At 68.0% G+C, this 19,590-nt stretch carries 18 protein-coding genes; 15 read left to right on the forward strand and 3 right to left on the reverse strand.

Going from position 1 to position 19,590, the window contains the following annotated elements; all coding sequences use genetic code 11:
* Position 1: 1 nt before the first annotated feature.
* Both ABLE92_RS05605 and ABLE92_RS05610 read left to right on the forward strand, forming a co-directional pair.
* Entirely contained in the window at positions 2–514 is a 513-nt protein-coding gene (locus ABLE92_RS05605; protein ID WP_348803679.1) for a hypothetical protein, read from the forward strand.
* A gap of 430 nt (positions 515–944) precedes the next feature.
* Entirely contained in the window at positions 945–2,900 is a 1,956-nt protein-coding gene (locus tag ABLE92_RS05610; RefSeq protein ID WP_348803680.1) for a DUF222 domain-containing protein, read from the forward strand.
* A gap of 212 nt (positions 2,901–3,112) precedes the next feature.
* On the opposite strand, the gene ABLE92_RS05615 is transcribed toward ABLE92_RS05610, so the two are convergent.
* Entirely contained in the window at positions 3,113–3,616 is a 504-nt protein-coding gene (locus tag ABLE92_RS05615) for a B-4DMT family transporter (RefSeq protein ID WP_348803681.1), read from the reverse strand.
* A 126-nt stretch (positions 3,617–3,742) separates the two neighbouring features.
* On the opposite strand from ABLE92_RS05615, the gene ABLE92_RS05620 reads away from it, so the two are divergent.
* From ABLE92_RS05620 to pyrF, 10 genes are all read left to right on the forward strand, one after another.
* On the forward strand, positions 3,743–4,849 hold the full coding sequence (locus ABLE92_RS05620) for a M24 family metallopeptidase (RefSeq protein WP_348803682.1): 1,107 nt from the start codon (positions 3,743–3,745) through the stop codon (positions 4,847–4,849).
* A gap of 36 nt (positions 4,850–4,885) precedes the next feature.
* Complete coding sequence (gene efp / locus ABLE92_RS05625; protein ID WP_348803683.1) at positions 4,886–5,449, forward strand: elongation factor P; 564 nt, start codon at positions 4,886–4,888, stop codon at positions 5,447–5,449.
* Between the two features lie 15 nt (positions 5,450–5,464).
* Positions 5,465–5,938 (forward strand): transcription antitermination factor NusB, encoded by a 474-nt coding sequence (gene nusB / locus ABLE92_RS05630; protein ID WP_348803684.1) that lies wholly within the window; start codon positions 5,465–5,467, stop codon positions 5,936–5,938.
* Between the two features lie 99 nt (positions 5,939–6,037).
* Positions 6,038–6,625, forward strand: a complete 588-nt coding sequence (gene pyrR, locus ABLE92_RS05635; RefSeq protein ID WP_348803686.1) for a bifunctional pyr operon transcriptional regulator/uracil phosphoribosyltransferase PyrR — start codon at positions 6,038–6,040, stop codon at positions 6,623–6,625.
* The gene (locus ABLE92_RS05640) at positions 6,625–7,605 is read left to right on the forward strand and encodes an aspartate carbamoyltransferase catalytic subunit (protein WP_348803687.1); all 981 of its coding nucleotides are present in this window, start codon (positions 6,625–6,627) and stop codon (positions 7,603–7,605) included. The genes pyrR and ABLE92_RS05640 overlap by 1 nt, the downstream gene beginning before the upstream one ends.
* Complete coding sequence (locus ABLE92_RS05645) at positions 7,602–8,939, forward strand: dihydroorotase (protein WP_425476175.1); 1,338 nt, start codon at positions 7,602–7,604, stop codon at positions 8,937–8,939. Before ABLE92_RS05640 ends, ABLE92_RS05645 begins: the two co-directional genes overlap by 4 nt.
* A complete protein-coding gene (locus tag ABLE92_RS05650) occupies positions 8,936–9,574 on the forward strand; it encodes a PH-like domain-containing protein (RefSeq protein ID WP_348803688.1) in 639 nt (212 codons plus the stop codon). Before ABLE92_RS05645 ends, ABLE92_RS05650 begins: the two co-directional genes overlap by 4 nt.
* Entirely contained in the window at positions 9,571–10,746 is a 1,176-nt protein-coding gene (gene carA / locus ABLE92_RS05655) for a glutamine-hydrolyzing carbamoyl-phosphate synthase small subunit (protein WP_348803690.1), read from the forward strand. Before ABLE92_RS05650 ends, carA begins: the two co-directional genes overlap by 4 nt.
* The gene (gene carB / locus ABLE92_RS05660; protein WP_348803691.1) at positions 10,746–14,081 is read left to right on the forward strand and encodes a carbamoyl-phosphate synthase large subunit; all 3,336 of its coding nucleotides are present in this window, start codon (positions 10,746–10,748) and stop codon (positions 14,079–14,081) included. Before carA ends, carB begins: the two co-directional genes overlap by 1 nt.
* On the forward strand, positions 14,078–14,899 hold the full coding sequence (gene pyrF / locus ABLE92_RS05665) for an orotidine-5'-phosphate decarboxylase (RefSeq protein ID WP_348803693.1): 822 nt from the start codon (positions 14,078–14,080) through the stop codon (positions 14,897–14,899). The genes carB and pyrF overlap by 4 nt, the downstream gene beginning before the upstream one ends.
* A gap of 362 nt (positions 14,900–15,261) precedes the next feature.
* On the opposite strand, the gene ABLE92_RS05670 is transcribed toward pyrF, so the two are convergent.
* Positions 15,262–15,747: an SRPBCC family protein gene (locus ABLE92_RS05670; RefSeq protein WP_348803694.1), complete on the reverse strand. Its 486-nt coding sequence runs from the start codon at positions 15,745–15,747 to the stop codon at positions 15,262–15,264.
* Between the two features lie 10 nt (positions 15,748–15,757).
* The gene (locus ABLE92_RS05675) at positions 15,758–17,623 is read right to left on the reverse strand and encodes an alpha-amylase family protein (RefSeq protein WP_348803696.1); all 1,866 of its coding nucleotides are present in this window, start codon (positions 17,621–17,623) and stop codon (positions 15,758–15,760) included.
* Between the two features lie 551 nt (positions 17,624–18,174).
* Between ABLE92_RS05675 and mihF the strand changes: the two genes are divergently transcribed.
* The 3 genes from mihF (at position 18,175) to rpoZ (ending at position 19,581) form a co-directional block, all read left to right on the forward strand.
* Positions 18,175–18,489 carry an integration host factor, actinobacterial type gene (mihF, locus tag ABLE92_RS05680; protein WP_020791706.1) on the forward strand — a complete coding sequence of 105 codons (315 nt, stop codon included), beginning with the start codon at positions 18,175–18,177 and terminating at the stop codon, positions 18,487–18,489.
* 23 nt (positions 18,490–18,512) lie between these two features.
* Complete coding sequence (gene gmk / locus ABLE92_RS05685) at positions 18,513–19,151, forward strand: guanylate kinase (RefSeq protein WP_348803698.1); 639 nt, start codon at positions 18,513–18,515, stop codon at positions 19,149–19,151.
* 130 nt (positions 19,152–19,281) lie between these two features.
* On the forward strand, positions 19,282–19,581 hold the full coding sequence (rpoZ, locus tag ABLE92_RS05690; protein WP_348803699.1) for a DNA-directed RNA polymerase subunit omega: 300 nt from the start codon (positions 19,282–19,284) through the stop codon (positions 19,579–19,581).
* Positions 19,582–19,590: the final 9 nt, after the last annotated feature.

The raw sequence follows: 19,590 nt of genomic DNA on the forward strand, positions 1-19,590 counted from the left end.
GGTGTCGCCGGTCTATTTCGGCGAACCACTGCCGGGGTGGCGGCTGGCGCGGGCGCGTCTGGCGTCGCCGGTCGCAACCTGGGGGCAGGGCGAGTGGGGTCTGTTCCAGGTGAACGATCCGGCATTCCGGTGGTCGACCACGCCGACGGCCAGCCCACTCTGGGGCATGTCGGACGCCGAACAGAAACGGTGGTGGGCGGCGCACGACACCGACGACGACCCGGACGTACGCCGGGTGATGTGGTTCGACGACGAGCGATGCGCCGATTTCCTCGACGCCTTCGGGACATGTTCGCCCGACTTAGGTTTCGACCTGGTGTCCGGGGCGCTCCAACGCGGGTATCGCCTCGACGACGGGTCGTTCCGGATGTGGTTCTTCGACTACCTCGGTGAGTACCTGCGCACGGCGGAGCCGCTCGTCGAGCCGTACGACGAACGGCCCGAACTGATCCGGAATCTGCCCTTCGATCCGACGATCGGGCGCGATCCGTTGCCCGGCGAACCGTTGTACTGACAACACCTTCCGCCGGTCGAACACCCTCATCCCGTCGGTCGAGCCTCTATCCCGCTGGTCGAGCCGCTATCCCGCCGGCCGAGCACCCACATTTCGCCGACCGGCCCCACATCCCGCCGGTCGATCACCCATCCCGCTGGTCGGGCCCCTCATCTCGCCGGTCGATCACCCATCCCGCTGGTCGGGCCCCTCATCTCGCCGGTCGAACCGTGTCGAGACCCGGTGACACAAGGCTGGAAATAGCCAGCACCCCAACCACATTCACGTATCCACAACCTGTGGATAGAAAACAATTGCGAGTGCCTTCGAGAGTGGCTATAATAGAACACATACGCCACAACGGCCTTCTCGGGGGAGGTGACATCAGCATGACAGACACCACCGACAGTCCCATGTCACGACCACTGCAGCTGATGCACAGATCAACGCGATGCTCGACGAGCTGGCGAAGACTCCGATGACCGCATGCTCCGACCTCGAGGTCGTCGAGGCGGCGAAACTGTCCGAACAGATCGCCACCCGCACCCACTTCCAGGGCGACCGCGCGATCCTGGAAATCTCGGATCGTGGTGTGCACCGCAAAGTCGGCAAAGTCAGCCTGTCGAACTTCCTGAACTACGATCTGCGGATCGCGCAACCCACCATGCGCATCGCCCATATGAAGGCCACCGCCCGATTCCACGGTTTGACCGGACAACCCGAGGAACCGAAATTCCCGACGCTGGCCAAAGCGTATGAGAAGGGTCTGATCGGTCACACCCACCTGTCGGCAGCGTTGGAAGCCCTGGACAACATCCCGAGCGCCGTACCCCATGACAAGAAGGTCGCCGCCGAAGCCACCTTGGGTGAGAAAGCCACCGAACACATCCCCGCCGACATCACCAAGATGGGTGCCCGAATTCTGGCGCACCTCGACCCCGACGGGCAGTTGGTGGAGGAGAAGGAACGCCAACAGCGTCGCAACCTGTGGATCAACCAGTCCCGTGTCGATGGGATGGCGAAACTCAACGGGCACCTGCCCCCGGTCACCCGTGCCTTGTGGGACTCCATGTTGGATGCGTGGGCGCAACCTGGGATGAATAATTTGAGTGATCTGGAGTCGCCGACCGGTGCGATCGGGGATGCCGACCCCGACGTGCTCGCCGCTGCAGTGAAGCGTGACGATCGTTCTCAGGCGCAACGCAATCATGATGCGATGCACGTGTTGTTGGTGTCGGCGATGAAAGAAGGAGTCCTCGGCAAAACGCATCGGGGTTTGCCGGTCGCGTTGATCATCAAAACCTTCCTGCAAGATCTGTTGGCCGGCGCCGGGTATGCCACCACCGCGTCTGGATCCACCATTCCTATTCCGGATTTGCTGAGTGCGCTGGGTGACATCGAGGATCCCAACGATCTGCAGCAGTTTCTGGCGGTGTTCTCCGACGCCATCGACCTGCCCCTGTATCTCGGGCGGTCCCGCCGCCTGGCATCCACCGAGCAGCGGATCGCGTCGTTCTCCCGCACCGGCGGTGAGGTGTGCTCCTTCCCCGGCTGCGGACAACCCGCCTCCCACTCGGAAATGCATCACGCCAAAGAGGACTGGGCCGACGGCGGGAAAACCGACATCACCGATCTGGCGCCGGCGTGCGGGCCGCACAACCGGATGGTCGGGCCGAACCCTGGGCAGTACACCACCGGCATCTACGAAGACGGGCCGCTGGCCGGTCGGTGCTGGTGGCAACTCAACGCCGCACCCGGCATGCCGGAGAACCCGAAGATCGTCAACGATCACCCCGACATCACCGCACTCTACGAGCAGAAACTCGACCAGATCCGCGACCAGATCCACCGCGACCTCACCACCAGCGACGCTGATAGTGGTGCCGGCGCAACCGAACCCGCAGACACCGAAGTGGTCGATGCCGAAACTGCTGACATCGAAGCCGACGCCACCGTCGACGTCGATGTACCGGCTGATCCCGACTCCGACAGCGACGACGAGGACACCGCGCCGCCGGCTGTGGATGCCGAAACCTTGTCCGATCGTGGTGTTCCGAAGGATCATCCGGCTCCGGCCGCGGACTCCTCGAGCATCGTCGACAGCGTCGATCAGGATGACGACCACGAGTCCGGCGTCGCTGACCAGCCTGAACCAGGCGTCGACGAATGCGATTCCGGCGCAGCCCAATCCGATCCCGTCGAACCCCGACCACCCGACCCGCGAGACGGGCCTGGCGGGCATTCTGACGAACCTGGTGTCACCAACACCGGGGAGATCGACCTGGTCATCTTCGACGGAGACGGTGTCCCGATCACCGACGATCCCGATGACCCTGACACCGTTGCCGCGCTCGATCGTGTCTCCCGTACCCGGATCAACCTCAGCGACACGACCACCGAGGGATAAGCACGTCAGCACCGCATCCGTGATGGCGGCATCCGTACCAGCGATGCCGACCGGGAACGTGAGCTCGAGGAACTGGCCGCCATCGGCATGAACCCTCGCAACAGCCGGATCGAACGTGTCCTGGCCGCCAGGCTCCACTACCGGCTCGACACGTCCTGAACCAGCTTGGCCCCATCGGACTTGTCGGGCCTGTCAGAACAGCCGGACTAGCCTCAGACCCGCTCGATCTGCTCGGTCTTCTCCGCGTCGGGATGCACCGACCAGTCGCTGGTGTCGGGTGCGTTCTTGCGCTGATCACGCCGGATCAGGAAGCGACCGACCGCCGCGCCCACGAAGGCGGGCACGAAGATCAGCAGCGCCGTGAACGAACCGCCGGCGAACAACTCGACGGCGAAATTGGCCTGGCCGATCCCGGCGAACACGAAGGTGCCCAGCACCCACGAGATGATCGCCGACGCGGCGCCCGCCAGAACGCCGGCCTTGAGCCAGCGCACGGTGAGGTCGTCGTAGTCGTCCGGGTCGGGATTGGCGCGTGCGTCGGAGATGCCGTCGATTCCGCCCCACAGCACCGCCACGAGGACGACAGCTGCCACAGCGATGGTCTTCCACACCGTGGAATGCAGTGGGGAGTGGATGATCGCGATGCCGAGGAGTACGCGGACACCGACGTGGACGGCGGTCATCACCACACCGCGCAGCAACCAGGGGAGAGCCATGGTGAGAAGAGTACAAGAGAGGGAACTCGGAGAGTGCCGTTGGCCACAGTTGGGCGTTGCCGGTGAGCGTCGCCGGCCGGGGCGGCGGCCGCGTCGAAAGTGCCGACGACGTCGTAGCGTGGAGGAATGCCCACCACCCCCGACCACGCCGCCCGCCGCGAACGCCTGCGAGGTCTGCTGACCGCGCACGAGACGCCCGTCGACGCGCTGATCGTGTCCGACCTGATCAACCTGCGGTATCTGACCGGATTCACCGGCTCCAACGGCGCGCTGCTCGTCTCGGCGTCGGGTCCCGACGCCGACCGCATCTGCACCGATGGCCGATATCTCACCCAGGTCGCCGCGCAGGCCGGTGACCTCACCGCCGTCATCGCACGCGACTGCCCGCGGGAACTGCTCGGGGTCGCCGCCGCGGCGGGGGCCACGAGGATCGGGTTCGAGGCCGACGCCCTGACCGTCGCCGCGCACCGGCGACTGGCCGACGACTCACCCGACGGTGTCGAACTGGTCGGCCGATCGGGCCTGGTCGAGGGCCTCCGCGAGGTGAAGGACGCCGGTGAGGTCGCGCTGCTGCGCCGGGCCTGTGCCATCGGCGACGACGCGCTGGCCGCGATCATCGCCGACGGCGTGATCCGGGCCGGGGCCACCGAACGCGAGGTCGCGCGGGCCCTCGAGTGGGCGATGTACCGGCTCGGTGCCGATGGCATCGCCTTCGAGACGATCGTCGCCGCCGGCGCACATTCGGCGATCCCGCATCATCGGCCGACGGACGCGGTCCTCGCCGACGGTGACCTGGTCAAGATCGACTTCGGGGCGCTCTACGGCGGCTATCACTCGGATATGACCCGCACCTTCGTGCTACGTCGGGCGGCAGCGTGGCAGAAGGACATCTACGACCTCGTCGCGGCCGCGCAGGCCGCCGGCCGGGCAGCGCTGGCACCGGGTGCCGATCTGCGCGAGATCGACGCCGCCGCCCGCACGATCATCGCCGACGCAGGCCACGGGGAGGACTACGTACACGGCCTCGGCCACGGCGTCGGCCTGCAGATTCACGAAGCACCGGGAATCGGCAAACTCGCGACGGGTACACTGCCATGCGGCGCAGCGGTGACCGTGGAACCCGGGGTGTACCTCCCGGGACGAGGCGGAGTCAGGATCGAGGACACCCTCGTCGTCACCGACGGCGATCCGGAGCTGCTGACCGCCACCGACAAGGCATTCACCGTCATCTGACGGCAATCAGACGAAAACCAGGAAAGAAGACGACCTATGGCGACCACCGCCGATTTCAAGAACGGCCTCGTGCTGCGCATGGACGACCAGCTGTGGCAGATCCTCGAATTCCAGCACGTCAAGCCCGGCAAGGGCCCGGCCTTCGTGCGGACCAAGATCAAGAACGTGCTCTCGGGCAAGACCGTCGACAAGACCTTCAACGCCGGTGTGAAGGTCGAGACCGCGACCGTCGACCGCCGTGACATGACATTCCTCTACAACGACGGCACCGACTACGTCTTCATGGACACCCAGGACTACGAGCAGTACGCACTCCCGCCGGCCGTCGTCGGTGACGGCGCCCGCTTCCTGCTGGAGAACATGACCGTGCAGGTCTCGCTCAACGACGGCAATCCGCTGTTCATCGAGCTTCCGGTCACCGTCGAGATGGAGGTGACCCACACCGATCCCGGTCTGCAGGGTGACCGTTCCACCGGTGGCACCAAGCCCGCCACCATGGAGAGCGGCGCCGAGATCCAGGTTCCGCTGTTCATCAACACCGGCGACAAGCTGAAGGTCGATTCCCGCGACGGCAGCTACCTCGGCCGCGTCAACAGCTGAGCGAGACCTCCCCACGTGAAGCAGCCCGGAACCCGACACAAGGCGCGCAGACGCGCCGTTGACCTGTTGTTCGAAGCGGAGGCCAAGGGGGTTGCCCCCGACAGCCTCATCGCCGAACGCCGCATCCTGGTGAACTCCGACGAGAGCGTCGGACAGATTCATCCCTACACCCAGCGGGTGATCGACGGCCTCGTCGCCGACAGCACCCAGATCGACGCGGTGATCTCCTCGCATCTGAAGGGGTGGACCCTCGAGCGCCTGCCGGCGGTCGATCGCGCCATACTGCGTCAGGCGACGTGGGAATTGTTCAATGCCACCGACGTCGACCCGGTCGTGGTGGTGGATGAGGCCGTCGAACTGGCCAAGGAACTGTCCACCGACGATTCCCCGGCCTTCGTCAACGGAGTGCTCGGGACGATCGCCGAACTCGCTCCGCAGGTGCGGGCGGCCGCCGCCGCGCAGCCGCGGACGGACCCGCCGCAGATCTGACTGCGTCGACGTCAGCGCGCCCGACGGGGGCGTGTAAGGTACCTGACGAGAAAGACATCCTTTAACGATCCGTCCCGTGAGGCGGAGAAGGAGGTCGGCGTGGTCACGCCTACCGACGGTGCCCCACCCAATCGGCGCGTTCTGCTCGACGCCGGCGATGTGTCGAGAACCATCGCCCGGGTGGCCCATCAGGTGATCGAGAAGAATGCTCTCGACGCCCCCGATGCACCGCATGTAATCATCATCGGAATTCCCACCCGCGGAACGACTCTCGCCGACAGGTTGGCGGCCAAGATCGCCGAGTTCGCCGGTCGGGAGATCCCCGTCGGATACCTCGACATCACCCTGTACCGCGACGACCTGCGCGACAAACCGCACCGCCCCCTCGAACGCACCATGGTGCCCACCGGGGGCGTCGACAATGCGATCGTCATCCTCGTCGACGACGTGCTCTACTCCGGCCGGACGGTGCGCGCCGCCCTCGACGCACTGCGTGACCTGGGGCGGCCGGCCGCGGTCCAGCTGGCGGTGCTCATCGACCGCGGCCACCGCGAACTGCCGCTGCGCGCCGACTACGTCGGCAAGAACATCCCGACCTCCCGCGACGAGAGTGTCGCGGTCCACCTCACCGAGCACGACGGCGTCGACGAGGTCGTGCTCAGCTCCGCCGGGGCGGTGCAGGCCTGATGCGGCACCTGCTCTCCACCCAGGACCTCACCCGCGACGACGCCACCGAACTTCTCGACGACGCCGAACGTTTCGAGCAGGCACTCACCGGCCGGGAGGTGCGCAAACTCCCGACGTTGCGGGGCCGCACCGTGATGACGGTGTTCTACGAGAACTCCACCCGCACCCGCGTGTCCTTCGAGACGGCGGGCAAGTGGATGAGCGCCGACGTGATCAACGTCTCGGCGTCGAGTTCCTCGGTCGGCAAGGGAGAGTCCTTGCGCGACACCGCGATGACGCTGCGCGCGATCGGCGCCGACGCCCTGATCGTGCGGCATCCGGCCTCCGGCGCGGCCCATCAGATCGCGCAGTGGACCGGCGGCCCCGGCATCGGGCCGAACGGCCGGGAAACCGGTGGGCCCGCCGTCATCAACGCCGGTGACGGCACCCACGAACATCCCACCCAGGCGCTGCTCGACGCGCTGACACTGCGCCAGCGACTCGGCTCCCTCGACGGCCGCCGCATCGGCATCGTCGGCGACGTGCTGCACTCGCGGGTGGCGCGATCCAACGCCCACCTGCTGGCGACGCTCGGGGCCGAGGTGGTGCTGATCGCCCCACCGACCCTGCTGCCGGTCGGGGTCGACCAGTGGCCGGTCACCGTGACCGGCGACCTCGACGCCGAACTGCCCACCCTCGACGCGGTGATGATGCTGCGCGTGCAGGCCGAACGCATGAACGGCGGCTTCTTCCCGAGTTCCCGCGAGTACTCGGTGCGTTACGGACTCAACGCACGACGACTCGCCCTGCTCGACGACGACGCGGTGGTGCTGCACCCCGGACCGATGCTGCGCGGCATGGAGATCGGCTTCTCCGTCGCCGACGCACCGCAGGCCACCGTCCTCGAACAGGTCCGCAACGGTGTGCACGTGCGGATGGCGGTGCTGTTCCGCCTGCTCGTCGGCACCGACACGACCGACCAGACAGGAGTCACGCTGTGAGCGCCCCGATCCCCGGACCCATTCCGGGACCCGATGCCACCGGAACCGTTGTCCTGCAACAGGTTCGCCCCTACGGCGAGGGTGATCCGGTGGATGTCGCGGTGATCGACGGCACCATCGCCGAGATCGGATCCTCGCTCACTGTCCCCGAGGGTGCCGAGATCATCGACGGCGCGGGAGCGGTGCTGCTGCCCGGTCTCGTCGACCTGCACACCCACCTGCGCGAACCCGGGCGCGAGGACACCGAGACCATTCGCACCGGCTCGCGTGCCGCCGCCCTCGGTGGCTACACCGCGGTTTTCGCCATGGCCAACACCGACCCGGTCGCCGACAACTCCACCATCACCGACAACGTCTGGCGGGTCGGGCGCGACGTCGGACTCGTCGACGTGCACCCGGTCGGGGCGGTCACCGTCGGCTTGGCGGGTGAACAACTCGCCGAGATGGGCATGATGGCCTCCGGCGCCGCCGGTGTCCGACTGTTCAGCGACGACGGCAAATGCGTCTTCGATCCGCTGATCATGCGTCGGGCCCTGGAGTACGCCACCGGCCTCGGGGTGCTGATCGCCCAGCACGCCGAGGAGCCCCGACTCACCAAAGGTGCTGTCGCACACGAGGGTCCGAACGCCGCCCGACTCGGACTGGCCGGTTGGCCGCGCGCCGCCGAGGAATCCATCGTCGTCCGTGACGCGTTGCTGGCCCGCGACGCCGGCGCACGCGTGCACATCTGCCACGCGTCCACCGAGGGCACCGTCGAACTGCTGCGCTGGGCCAAGGACCAGGGCATCGCGATCACCGCCGAGGTGACCCCGCACCACCTGTTCCTCAACGACGAACGGCTGGCCACCTACGACGGGGTGAACCGGGTCAATCCGCCGCTGCGCGAAACCCGGGACAATCTCGCGCTTCGTCAGGCCCTCGCCGACGGCGTCATCGACTGCGTCGGTACCGACCACGCACCGCATGCGGCGCAGGAGAAATGCTGCGAATTCGCCCTCGCCAAACCGGGAATGCTCGGCCTCGAGACCGCACTGCCGATCATCGTGGAGACGATGGTCGTTCCCGGCCTGCTCGACTGGCGTGGCGTGGCGCGTGTGATGAGTGAGCGCCCCGCGGAGATCGTCGGTCTCACCGATCAGGGGCGTCCCATCGCGGTGGGGGAGCCGGCGAATCTCACGATCGTCGATCCGGACCGCTCGTGGGTGGTGCACGGCCCCGACCTGGCGAGCCTGTCGGACAACACTCCGTATGAATCCATGACGATGCCGGCGACCGTGGTCGCGACGCTTCTGCGCGGCGTCGTCACCGCCCGTGACGGACGGGCGAGCGCATGAACGAGCTGTGGACCGACCTGATCATCGTCATCGTGGTGCTGGTGGTGTGGTTGGCGCTGGTGGCCCTGGTGGTGCGCGGGTGGCGCAACCGTGGGCGGCGACAGGCCGAGATCATCGGCGAGATCCCGACGGCCCCGGCCGAACTCGGAGACACGCTGCGTGGTCCCGACACCGGGCTCTATCTCGGCGCCACCCTCGCGCCGAGCTGGCAGAACCGGATTGCGGTGGGGGACTTCGGCGATCGGGCGTCCGCGCGACTGTCCGCACATCCCGACGGGATCCTGATCGAACGGACCGGTGCGAGCGAGATCTGGATTCCCCGGGAATCGATCACCGCGGTGCGCACCGAACGCGGTCACGCCGGCAAGGTGATGAGCGCCGACGGGGTGCTGGTGATCCGCTGGAGGTTGCCGGGCGGCACCGAGATCGACTCCGGATTCCGCGCCGACGACAAGTCCGTCTATCCCGGCTGGATCGACGACACCCACCCTGCCGACTCCGCTGCCACCGACTCCGCGGCCACCGACGCCGAATCCACCGATCCCGCGGCCATCACGCCCGAGGCCACCACCCCCGAGGAGACGGCGACCGCAGCCCCGGCGCGCTCCGAGACCGAACAGAGGAAAGATCAATGACCGCAGCGGTTCTGGTGCTCGAGAACGGTCAGGTGTTCTCCGGCCGGGCCTACGGCGCCGTCGGCGAAACCCTCGGCGAGGCCGTGTTCTGCACGGCGATGACCGGCTATCAGGAAACCCTCACCGACCCCAGCTATCACCGGCAGATCGTGGTGGCCACCGCCCCGCAGATCGGCAACACCGGCTGGAACACCGAGGACGGCGAATCCACCGGCAGCGCCGGCAGCGGCAGCCTCGACGGTGATTCCGGGAAGATCTGGGTGGCCGGCTACGCGATCCGCAATCCCACACGCCGCGTGTCGAATTGGCGTGCGACCACCTCGCTCGAGGACGAGCTGGTGCGCCAGGGCATCGTCGGCATCTCCGGCATCGACACCCGCACCGTGGTGCGCACGCTGCGCGATCACGGATCGATGCGGGCCGGGGTGTTCTCCGGTGCCGCACTCGACGGGGCGGGGGCCGAAGAACTCCTCGAACGAGTGCGCAGCCAGCCGTCGATGAAGGGCGCCGACCTCGCCGGCCAGGTGTCCACCGACACCGGCTACCTCGTGGAGCCGGCCGGTGAGACGCGCTACACCGTCGCCGCCATCGATCTGGGCATCAAGACCAACACGCCGCGGATGTTCGCGCAGCGCGGGGTCGCGGTGCGTGTCCTGCCGTCGAGTGCCTCCTTCGCCGACATCGCCGAGTTGAGGCCCGACGGGGTGTTCCTGTCCAACGGTCCCGGCGACCCGGCCACCGCCGACGCCGCCGTCGCGTTGACCCGGGAGGTCCTCGGGGCGGATCTGCCGCTCTTCGGAATCTGCTTCGGCAACCAGATCCTCGGCCGCGCACTGGGCCGGCGCACCTACAAGATGACCTTCGGTCACCGCGGCATCAACATCCCGGTGATCGACCACGCCACCGGCACGGTCTCCATCACCTCGCAGAACCACGGCTTCGCCCTCGAAGGCGAAGCGGGTGAGGAGTTCGACACCGACTTCGGACGTGCCCGGGTCAGCCACGTCTGCGCCAACGACGGCACCGTCGAGGGCGTCGAATTGCTCTCCGGCAGAGCATTTTCCGTCCAATACCATCCGGAGGCCGCGGCCGGTCCGCACGACGCCGCCTACCTCTTCGACAAATTCGTCACCCTGCTCGAGAGTGACCGCGCCAACGGAACGAGGGCCTGATGCCACGCCGCACCGATCTCAAGCACGTCCTGGTGATCGGCTCCGGACCGATCGTCATCGGCCAGGCCTGCGAATTCGACTACTCCGGAACCCAGGCCTGCCGCGTCCTGAAGTCCGAGGGTCTGCGGGTGAGCCTGGTGAACTCGAATCCGGCCACCATCATGACCGACCCGGAGTTCGCCGACGCCACCTACATCGAGCCGATCACCGCCGAGTACGTCGAGAAGGTCATCGAGGCCGAACGTGACGCCGGCCATCCGATCGACGCCGTGCTGGCCACCCTCGGCGGTCAGACCGCGCTCAACACCGCTGTGGCACTGCATGATCGGGGTTCGCTGGAGCGCTACGGCATCGAGCTGATCGGTGCCGACTTCGACGCCATCCAGCGCGGTGAGGACCGGCAGATGTTCAAGGACATCGTCGCCAAGGTCGGTGGCGAGAGCGCCCGCTCGGCGGTCTGCCACACGATGGAAGAGGTCCGCGAAACCGTCGCCGAACTCGGCTATCCGGTGGTGGTGCGGCCGTCGTTCACCATGGGTGGACTCGGCTCCGGCATGGCCTATGACGAGGCCGACCTCGACCGCATCGCCGGCGGGGGTCTCGCCGCGTCGCCGACCGCGAACGTCCTCATCGAGGAATCCATCCTCGGCTGGAAGGAATACGAGCTCGAGCTGATGCGCGACAACCGCGACAACGTGGTCGTCATCTGCTCCATCGAGAACGTCGACCCGGTCGGCGTGCACACCGGCGACTCGGTCACCGTGGCCCCCGCGATGACCCTGACCGACCGCGAATACCAGAAGATGCGCGACCTCTCGATCGCCATCCTGCGCGAGGTCGGCGTCGACACCGGCGGCTGCAACATCCAGTTCGCCCAGGACCCCGCCGACGGTCGCCTCGTCGTCATCGAGATGAACCCGCGTGTCTCCCGGTCATCCGCATTGGCCTCCAAAGCAACGGGATTCCCGATCGCCAAGATCGCCGCGAAGCTCGCCATCGGCTACAGCCTCGACGAGATCACCAACGACATCACCAGACAGACCCCGGCCTGCTTCGAGCCGACGCTGGACTACGTGGTGGTCAAGGCCCCGCGGTTCGCGTTCGAGAAGTTCCCGGGTGCCGACGACACGCTCACCACCACGATGAAGTCGGTGGGTGAGGCGATGAGCCTGGGCCGCAGCTTCGCCGAGGCCCTCGGCAAGGTGATGCGCTCCCTGGAGACCAAGGCCGCCGGGTTCTGGACCGAACCGGGCCGGGTCGACCCCGCGACCATCGACCTGCCCGCATTGCTCGAGGAACTCTCGGTCCCCAAGGACGGGCGCCTCTACGGCATCATGTTGGCCTTCGAGGCCGGTGCCAGTGTCGAGGATCTCTACGAGTCGACCAAGATCGACCCGTGGTTCCTCGCCGAGATCGGCGGCATCGCGGCGCTCGGCGCAGACATTCGCGACGCCGACGAACTGACCGAAGAGCTTCTGCGGGAAGCGAAGTCGACCGGATTCTCCGACCGGCAGATCGCGGCGCTGCGTGGCGATTTCGCCGATGAGGATGCTGTCCGGGCATTCCGGCAGTCACTCGGCGTGCATCCGGTCTACAAGACCGTCGACACCTGCGCCGCCGAGTTCGAGGCCCGCACGCCATATCACTACTCCACCTACGAACTCGACCCGGCGGCCACCAGCGAGGTGGCACCGCAGACCGAGCGGCCCAAGGTACTCATCCTCGGGTCCGGACCCAATCGGATCGGGCAGGGCATCGAGTTCGATTACTCGTGTGTGCACGCCGCGCTCACCCTGAGCGAGGCCGGGTACGAGACGGTGATGGTCAACTGCAACCCGGAGACCGTCTCCACCGACTACGACACCGCCGACCGTCTCTACTTCGAGCCGCTGACCTTCGAGGATGTGCTCGAGGTCTTCCACGCCGAATCGGAGTCGGGCACCGTGGCCGGGGTCATCGTGCAACTCGGTGGGCAGACCCCGCTCGGACTGGCCCATCGCCTCGAGGCGGCCGGGGTGCCGATCGTCGGCACCTCCCCGGCGGCCATCGACCTGGCCGAGGACCGCGGCGAGTTCGGCAAGGTGCTCACCGCCGCCGGCTTGCCCGCCCCGGCGTTCGGCACCGCGACCTCCTTCGACGAGGCCCGCGACACCGCCGCACGGATCGGCTACCCGGTTCTGGTACGTCCGTCCTACGTGTTGGGTGGCCGTGGCATGGAGATCGTCTACGACGAGAAGTCCTTGGCGGACTACATCTCTCGTGCCACCGAACTCACCCCCGATCATCCGGTGCTGGTCGACCGTTTCCTCGAGGACGCGGTCGAGATCGACGTCGACGCGCTGTGCGACGGTCAGGAGGTCTACATCGGCGGGATCATGGAGCACATCGAGGAGGCCGGCATCCACTCCGGCGACTCGGCGTGCGCGCTGCCGCCGGTGACCCTGGGCCGCGCCGATCTGGCGATGGTGCGCGAATCCACCGAGGCCCTGGCCAAGGGCATCGGGGTGCGGGGGCTGCTCAACGTGCAGTACGCCCTCAAGGACGATGTTCTCTATGTGCTGGAAGCCAATCCGCGGGCGAGCCGCACCGTGCCGTTCGTCTCCAAGGCGACCGCGATCCCGCTGGCGAAGGCCTGCGCGCGGGTGATGCTCGGTACCTCGATCGCCGAACTGCGTGAGCAGGCGATCCTGGCGGCCGACGGCGACGGCGGCGACGCCCCGTCGCATGCGCCGATCGCGGTGAAGGAAGCGGTGTTGCCGTTCAACCGGTTCCGCCGCCACGACGGCACCGGTGTCGACTCCCTGCTCAGTCCCGAGATGAAGTCCACCGGCGAGGTGATGGGCATCGACGCCGACTTCGGCCGCGCGTTCGCCAAGTCGCAGACCGCGGCCTACGGGTCGCTGCCCACCACCGGTGCGGTGTTCGTGTCGGTGGCCAACAAGGACAAGCGTGCCCTGCTGTTCCCGGTCAAGCACCTCGCCGACCTCGGATTCACCATCCTGGCCACCGAGGGCACCGCGGACGTGTTGCGGCGCAACGGAATCGATGCCACCACGGTGCGTAAGCACTTCGAGGCCGGACCGGGTGAGCCGACCATCCTCGACGCGATCCGGGCCGGCGAGGTGGCGATGGTGATCAACACCCCGTACGGACAGTCCGGACCCCGTGTCGACGGCTACGAGATCCGCAGTGCCGCCGTCGCCGCCGGCATCCCGTGCATCACCACCGTGCAGGGGGCGAGTGCGGCGGTGCAGGGGATCGAGGCCGCGCGGAACAAGAGCATGGGCGTCGAGGCGCTGCAACGCAGGCATGCGGCGCTGGTGAACGAGCGGTGACCGCCTTCGGGTCGCGCTACCGCGAGGCCGTCTCCGCGCGGGGGCGGCTGTGTGCCGGTATCGACCCGCACGCCGAGCTGCTGACGCAGTGGGGGTTGAGCGTCGACGCCGACGGTCTGGCCCGCTTCGCCGACATCTGCGTCGAGGCGCTGGGACCCGTTGCGGCCGTGGTGAAACCGCAGGTGGCGTTCTTCGAGGTGTTCGGGGCGGCCGGCTTCGCGGTCCTCGAACGCGTCATCACCGGTTGCCGCGAGGCCGGTGCGCTCGTCCTCGCTGACGCCAAACGCGGCGACATCGGTTCGACGATGGCCGCGTACGCGACGGCATGGCTCGACGACGCCGCACCGCTGTGCTCGGATGCGGTGACCGCCTCCCCGTATCTCGGGTTCGGATCTCTGTCGCCGGCTGTCGATCTCGCGCGTGCGGGTGGTCGGGGAGTGTTCGTGCTGGCCCGGACGTCGAACCCGGAAGGCGCGCCGGTGCAACTAGCCGACGCCGACGGCCGTCCGGTGGGCCAGCGCATCGTCGATGCCGCGGCCGCCGAGAATGCCGACGGCACCGGCACTCTCGGTCTCGTCGTGGGCGCGACCCGCGCGCATGGACTCGACCTCGCCGGCCTGAACGGACCCATCCTGTCGCCCGGGCTGGGCGCTCAGGGGGCGACGCCGAGCGACCTGCCGGAGGTCTTCGCCGGGGCCGACCCGTCCTGGGTGCTACCGGCCTCGAGCCGTGGTGTGCTGCGGTCCGGGCCGGATGTGGCCGCCCTGCGGGCGGAGTTCACGCGCACCCGGGACGAGGTGGAGCGGGCACTGGCCTGACGGTCACGCCGAGGCCTGAGTGTGCGGGGCGTCGGCCTTCTGCCGCCGGCAATCGGTTTTCTTCCGCTGGTCGTCGGTCTCGTCCGCCGGTCGTTGGTTTCGTGCGACTGGCGGTCGGTTTCTTGCGCTGGTCGTCGGTCTCGTCCGCCGGTCGAGGTGCGAGGAGCGCTAGCGACGAGCCTCGAGACCTCTTGCGCCGCCGCTGGTTTCGCGGCGGCACCAGCGTGCGGGGTCTTGACACGGGCTTCGTTTCGACGGTGCTCAACGCAGCGGTCGGCGCAGCGGCCTGCTCGACCTGCGAGTTAGGGCTCGTGGCCGGACCGGAAGGTTCGACCGCCGCGCGCGATGGCGACGGTGGCCCCTCAGACGTCGGCGTCGAGAAGACCGGCCAACCGGTCGATCGAGCCCGCCAGCTTCTCGCCGGACGTGGCCCGCGCCCGCACGAGGCGCTTCTCGTCGTCCAGTCGTGTCCAGTCATAGGTGTGGGTCACCCGCGTCGTCCCGTCGGCCAGTGGATCGAGCTCCCACCGCCACAGATGCCCGGGACTCGGTTGCCCGGGTTCGTTGGGCATCCACGCGATGCGGCGACCCTCGACGAATTCGGTGACCCGGTTCTCCCGGATCGCGCCCGTGGTGAGCTGCATGGTGAAGACGTTCCCGACGGCCCGGACGCGTTGACCGGTCGGTGCCTGCGCGAGGTTGTCGTTGCCATCCCATTCGGGTTGCCGGGCCGGGTCGGCGATGAGCTCGAAGATCGCCGCGGCGTCGGCACCGACGTCGCGGTAGGCGCTCACCACCCGCTGCTCGGATTCGCCCTGCTCGGATTGGCCCTGCTCGGATACCGTCACGGGCCTCACGCTACGCCGGGTTCTGTGCGGTCTCGATGACCCACCACGCCGCATACGGCGTCAACCAGAGCAGCCCGTCGGCGTCGGCGGTGACCGCCCGGTCGGAGATCACATCCCACGGCCGGGCGAATCCGTGGCCGGTGATCACCTCGACCGGGAACGACACCGTGCGGGCGCTCACGTTGTAGACGCAGATCATCGGCCCCAGCGGGGCGCGCCGCAGCGTCACCAGCACCGGTCCGTCGGCCCACGCGATCTCGCTGGGCACTCGTGCGTGCAGGTGCGGCAGCGAGGAACGGATCCGTCCCAGATGGCGGAGGCCGGCGAACACGCGCCCCGGGACCGTCGTCGTATCGTCGCGCAGGGCCAGCCGCGCCGGATCGAGGCGCGGACGATGTGCCCAGCGGTTGTCGTCGGCGTGGCCGGGTTCGGCGGCCCAGTGCGCGTCGTTCGGCGTGCCCAGTTCGTCGCCGCTCCAGATCACCGGGATTCCGCCCCACCCGTAGATGATGGCGTGTATCAAGAACATCCGGCCCAGAGCGGCGTCGACGGAGGCGTCATCGGTGGCGGTCTGCAGGCCGGTCAGCGCGGCCGCGGTCCCGCTGATCCGGCGGTCTCCGGTGCGCGGGTTGGCCTGGAACACCAGCCCAGCCGCGGGGGATTCCGGAAATTCCCCGCTGTACCAGTCGGAGAGGAATCGCCGGTGTGCCGCGCCGTCGAGTCCGACCGCCGCGGCGTCGGCGTCGTCGATCGCCCAGCCGATGTCGTCGTGACAGCGGACGTAGCAGATCCAGGTGCCGGTCGCCGGCGTCGGCGGCAGACTGCCGAGCGCGTGTGCGGCCAGCCCGGTGTCGGCGCAGGCGATCATCGACCAGATCTGCACCATCAGCGAGTTGTGGTAGGCGAGATCGCTGATCCGTCCGTCGTGTCGCCCCACGCCCAGGTAGGCGACGAGCTGCGCGGGCCCGACGATCGCCTCGGCCTTGAACGCGACGGCGGGGGCCACCATGTGGGTCAGTGCGCGCAGTATCTGGGTGATGGCGTGGACCTCGGGCTGATTCTGGCAGTCGGTGCCCATCCGCTTCCAGAGGAAGGCGATCGCGTCCAGGCGCACCACCTCCACGCCGAGGTTGGCGAGGAAGAAGATGATCTCGGCGAACTCGACGAGCACGTCGGGGTTGGCCCAGTTGAGATCCCACTGCCAGGAGTGGAACGTCGTCCACACCCACCGGTTCATCTCGGTGTCGAAGGTGAAGTTCCCGGGGGCGAAATCGGGGAAGACCTCCGGCAACGTCGCGGAGTAGCGGTCGGGTTCGTCGCGGTCGGGAAAGGTGAGGAAGTAGTCACGATGGTGCGCGTCCCCGGCGGCGGCCGCACGTGCCCACTCGTGTTCGCGGGCCACGTGATTGAGCACGAGGTCGACGACGAGGCTGATCCCCGACGCCCGCAGGGTGACGGCGAGAGCGGCGAGATCGTCGGTGGTGCCCAGATCGGGACGTACGCGACGGTAGTCGGCGACCGCGTACCCGCCGTCGTTGTCACCGGGACGCGGCGCGAGCAGCGGCATCAGATGCAGATAGGTGACGCCGAGTTCGCGGAGGTGGCCGACGCGGTCGGCGACATCGCTCAGGGTGCCAGCGAACCGTTCGGTGTACGCGGCGTAGCCGACCATGTCGGGTTGCTGGAGCCAGTCGGGCCGCAGCAGGCGGCGTTCGTCGAGTTCGCGGAGGTCGGCGGATCGGGCCGCGAAGGCGCGTTCGGCCGCACCGAGAAGTCGGGGGATCAGGGTGGGCCGGGACGATGCGCCGTACACCTGGGTGACGGCGTCGACGAGGTCGTCACGGTAGCGCTCGACCCGCAGGGCCCAGGTGCTCACCCCGGAAGCCCGATTCCGGGCCCGGTGCGGGCGCGCGATCGACTGATTTCTGGCCCGGTGCACCATCGCATGTGCCGACAGTAACCGACGGTGCCGACACGCGATGCGAGGTCGCATCGCCGCACGACACGCTGGGCGGGCCGAAGAAAGTTCGACCCGTCCGTCGATGTCCCACACGTCACACGGGGCTCAGCCGCAATGGTCGCCGCGACAGACCCGGAGAAGCGACGGGCAGCCGCGCGCGTCGAACGACAGGCCCGTCACCTGCGGTGATGTGCCCGATGCACGTCGGCGATGGGGTAGCGTGGTCGACGATCGTGCCGCGGCCACGCGGCCGATTCGTGAGCCGCCTACAGCATCGCCCCCGCGACGCAAACCCGGGGTGGCCCTCGCAAATGCCTGCTCAGATGGGTACGGTCGCTTTCGCCGCGCCCTTTCGGCGAGTGCTTGGTCATCGAGACCGATGAGCACCCGCGCCGAGCGGCCACACGCCACCGGGCACCACACGGTGCCGGTGCAGTCCAGATCGAGAACGAAAGACGGAGGAAACCGTGGCGCTTCCCCAGTTGACAGACGAGCAGCGCGCCGCTGCGTTGGAGAAGGCTGCTGCCGCACGCCGAGTACGCGCCGAGCTCAAAGAGCGCCTCAAGCGTGGCGGCACCGACCTCAAGCAGGTGCTCAAGGACGCCGAAGAAGACGAGATCCTGGGCAAGATGAAGGTCTCTGCCCTGCTCGAGGCCCTGCCCAAGGTGGGCAAGGTCAAGGCACAGGAGATCATGACCGAGCTGGAGATCGCCCCGACGCGCCGCCTGCGTGGCCTCGGTGATCGTCAGCGCAAGGCGCTGCTCGAGAAGTTCAGCTCCTGAGTCACGACGCCGAGAACGGCAGCGTGACGGGCTCACAACCCACACGTACGAGGGGTCGACTGGTGGTTCTGGTCGGCCCCTCTGCCGTGGGGAAGTCAACGGTGGTCGCGCGGGTCCGCGACGCGGTCCCGAACCTCTGGTTCAGTGTGTCGGCCACCACCCGCGACCCGCGACCGGGCGAGGTCGACGGACGTGACTACCGCTTCGTCGGCCGCGCCGAGTTCGACCGCATGATCGCCGATGACGAACTGCTCGAGTGGGCCGACATCCACGGCGGGTTGCAGCGTTCGGGGACGCCGCTGCGTCCCGTGGAACAGGCCCTGGCCTCCGGTGTGCCGGTGCTGCTGGAGGTGGATCTCGTCGGCGCCCGCAACGTCCGGCAGCGGCTGCCCGAGGCGACGCTGGTGTTTCTGGCACCGCCGAGCTGGGACGAGCTGGAGGCACGTTTGCGCGGACGCGGGACCGAGAGTCCCGAGCAGATCGACCGCCGGCTGGCGACCGCACGGACCGAGATGGCCGCGCAGGGCGAGTTCGACGAGGTGATCGTCAACTCCCGAGTCGACTCCGCGGCCGATGAATTGGTATCCTTGCTGGTCGGGCCTGATCAGCATCGACCGGAGACGCATCCCGGGTCGCACCGGAGTGCCGAACCGAGTCACTGATCGCCGACAAACCCCCGGGCGGCACGTCCGTCCGGGACCCAGAGACCCAGCGCGGTGGGGCCGACCCGAAGCGGGACCGCCCGGCACCAGGCCGCCTGATCGACATCCGCACACCACGGCAGGAGTTCGCGTGAGCGCACAGACCAATTTCGACATGACCGAGATCGCCGACGCACCGGCCTACGACACTCCGCTGGGTATCACCAATCCGCCCATCGACGATCTGCTCGAGCGGGCTTCGTCGAAGTACGCGCTGGTGATCTACGCGGCCAAGCGGGCGCGGCAGATCAACGATTACTACAACCAGCTCGGTGACGGCATCCTCGAGTACGTCGGCCCGCTGGTCGAGCCGGGTCTGCAGGAGAAGCCGCTGTCGATCGCGATGCGTGAGATCCACTCCGACCTGCTCGAGCACACCGAGGGCGAGTAGAGCCCGCCG

This window comes from Gordonia oleivorans (assembly GCF_040044975.1).
In the GTDB taxonomy this organism is placed as follows: Bacteria; Actinomycetota; Actinomycetes; order Mycobacteriales; family Mycobacteriaceae; genus Gordonia; species Gordonia oleivorans.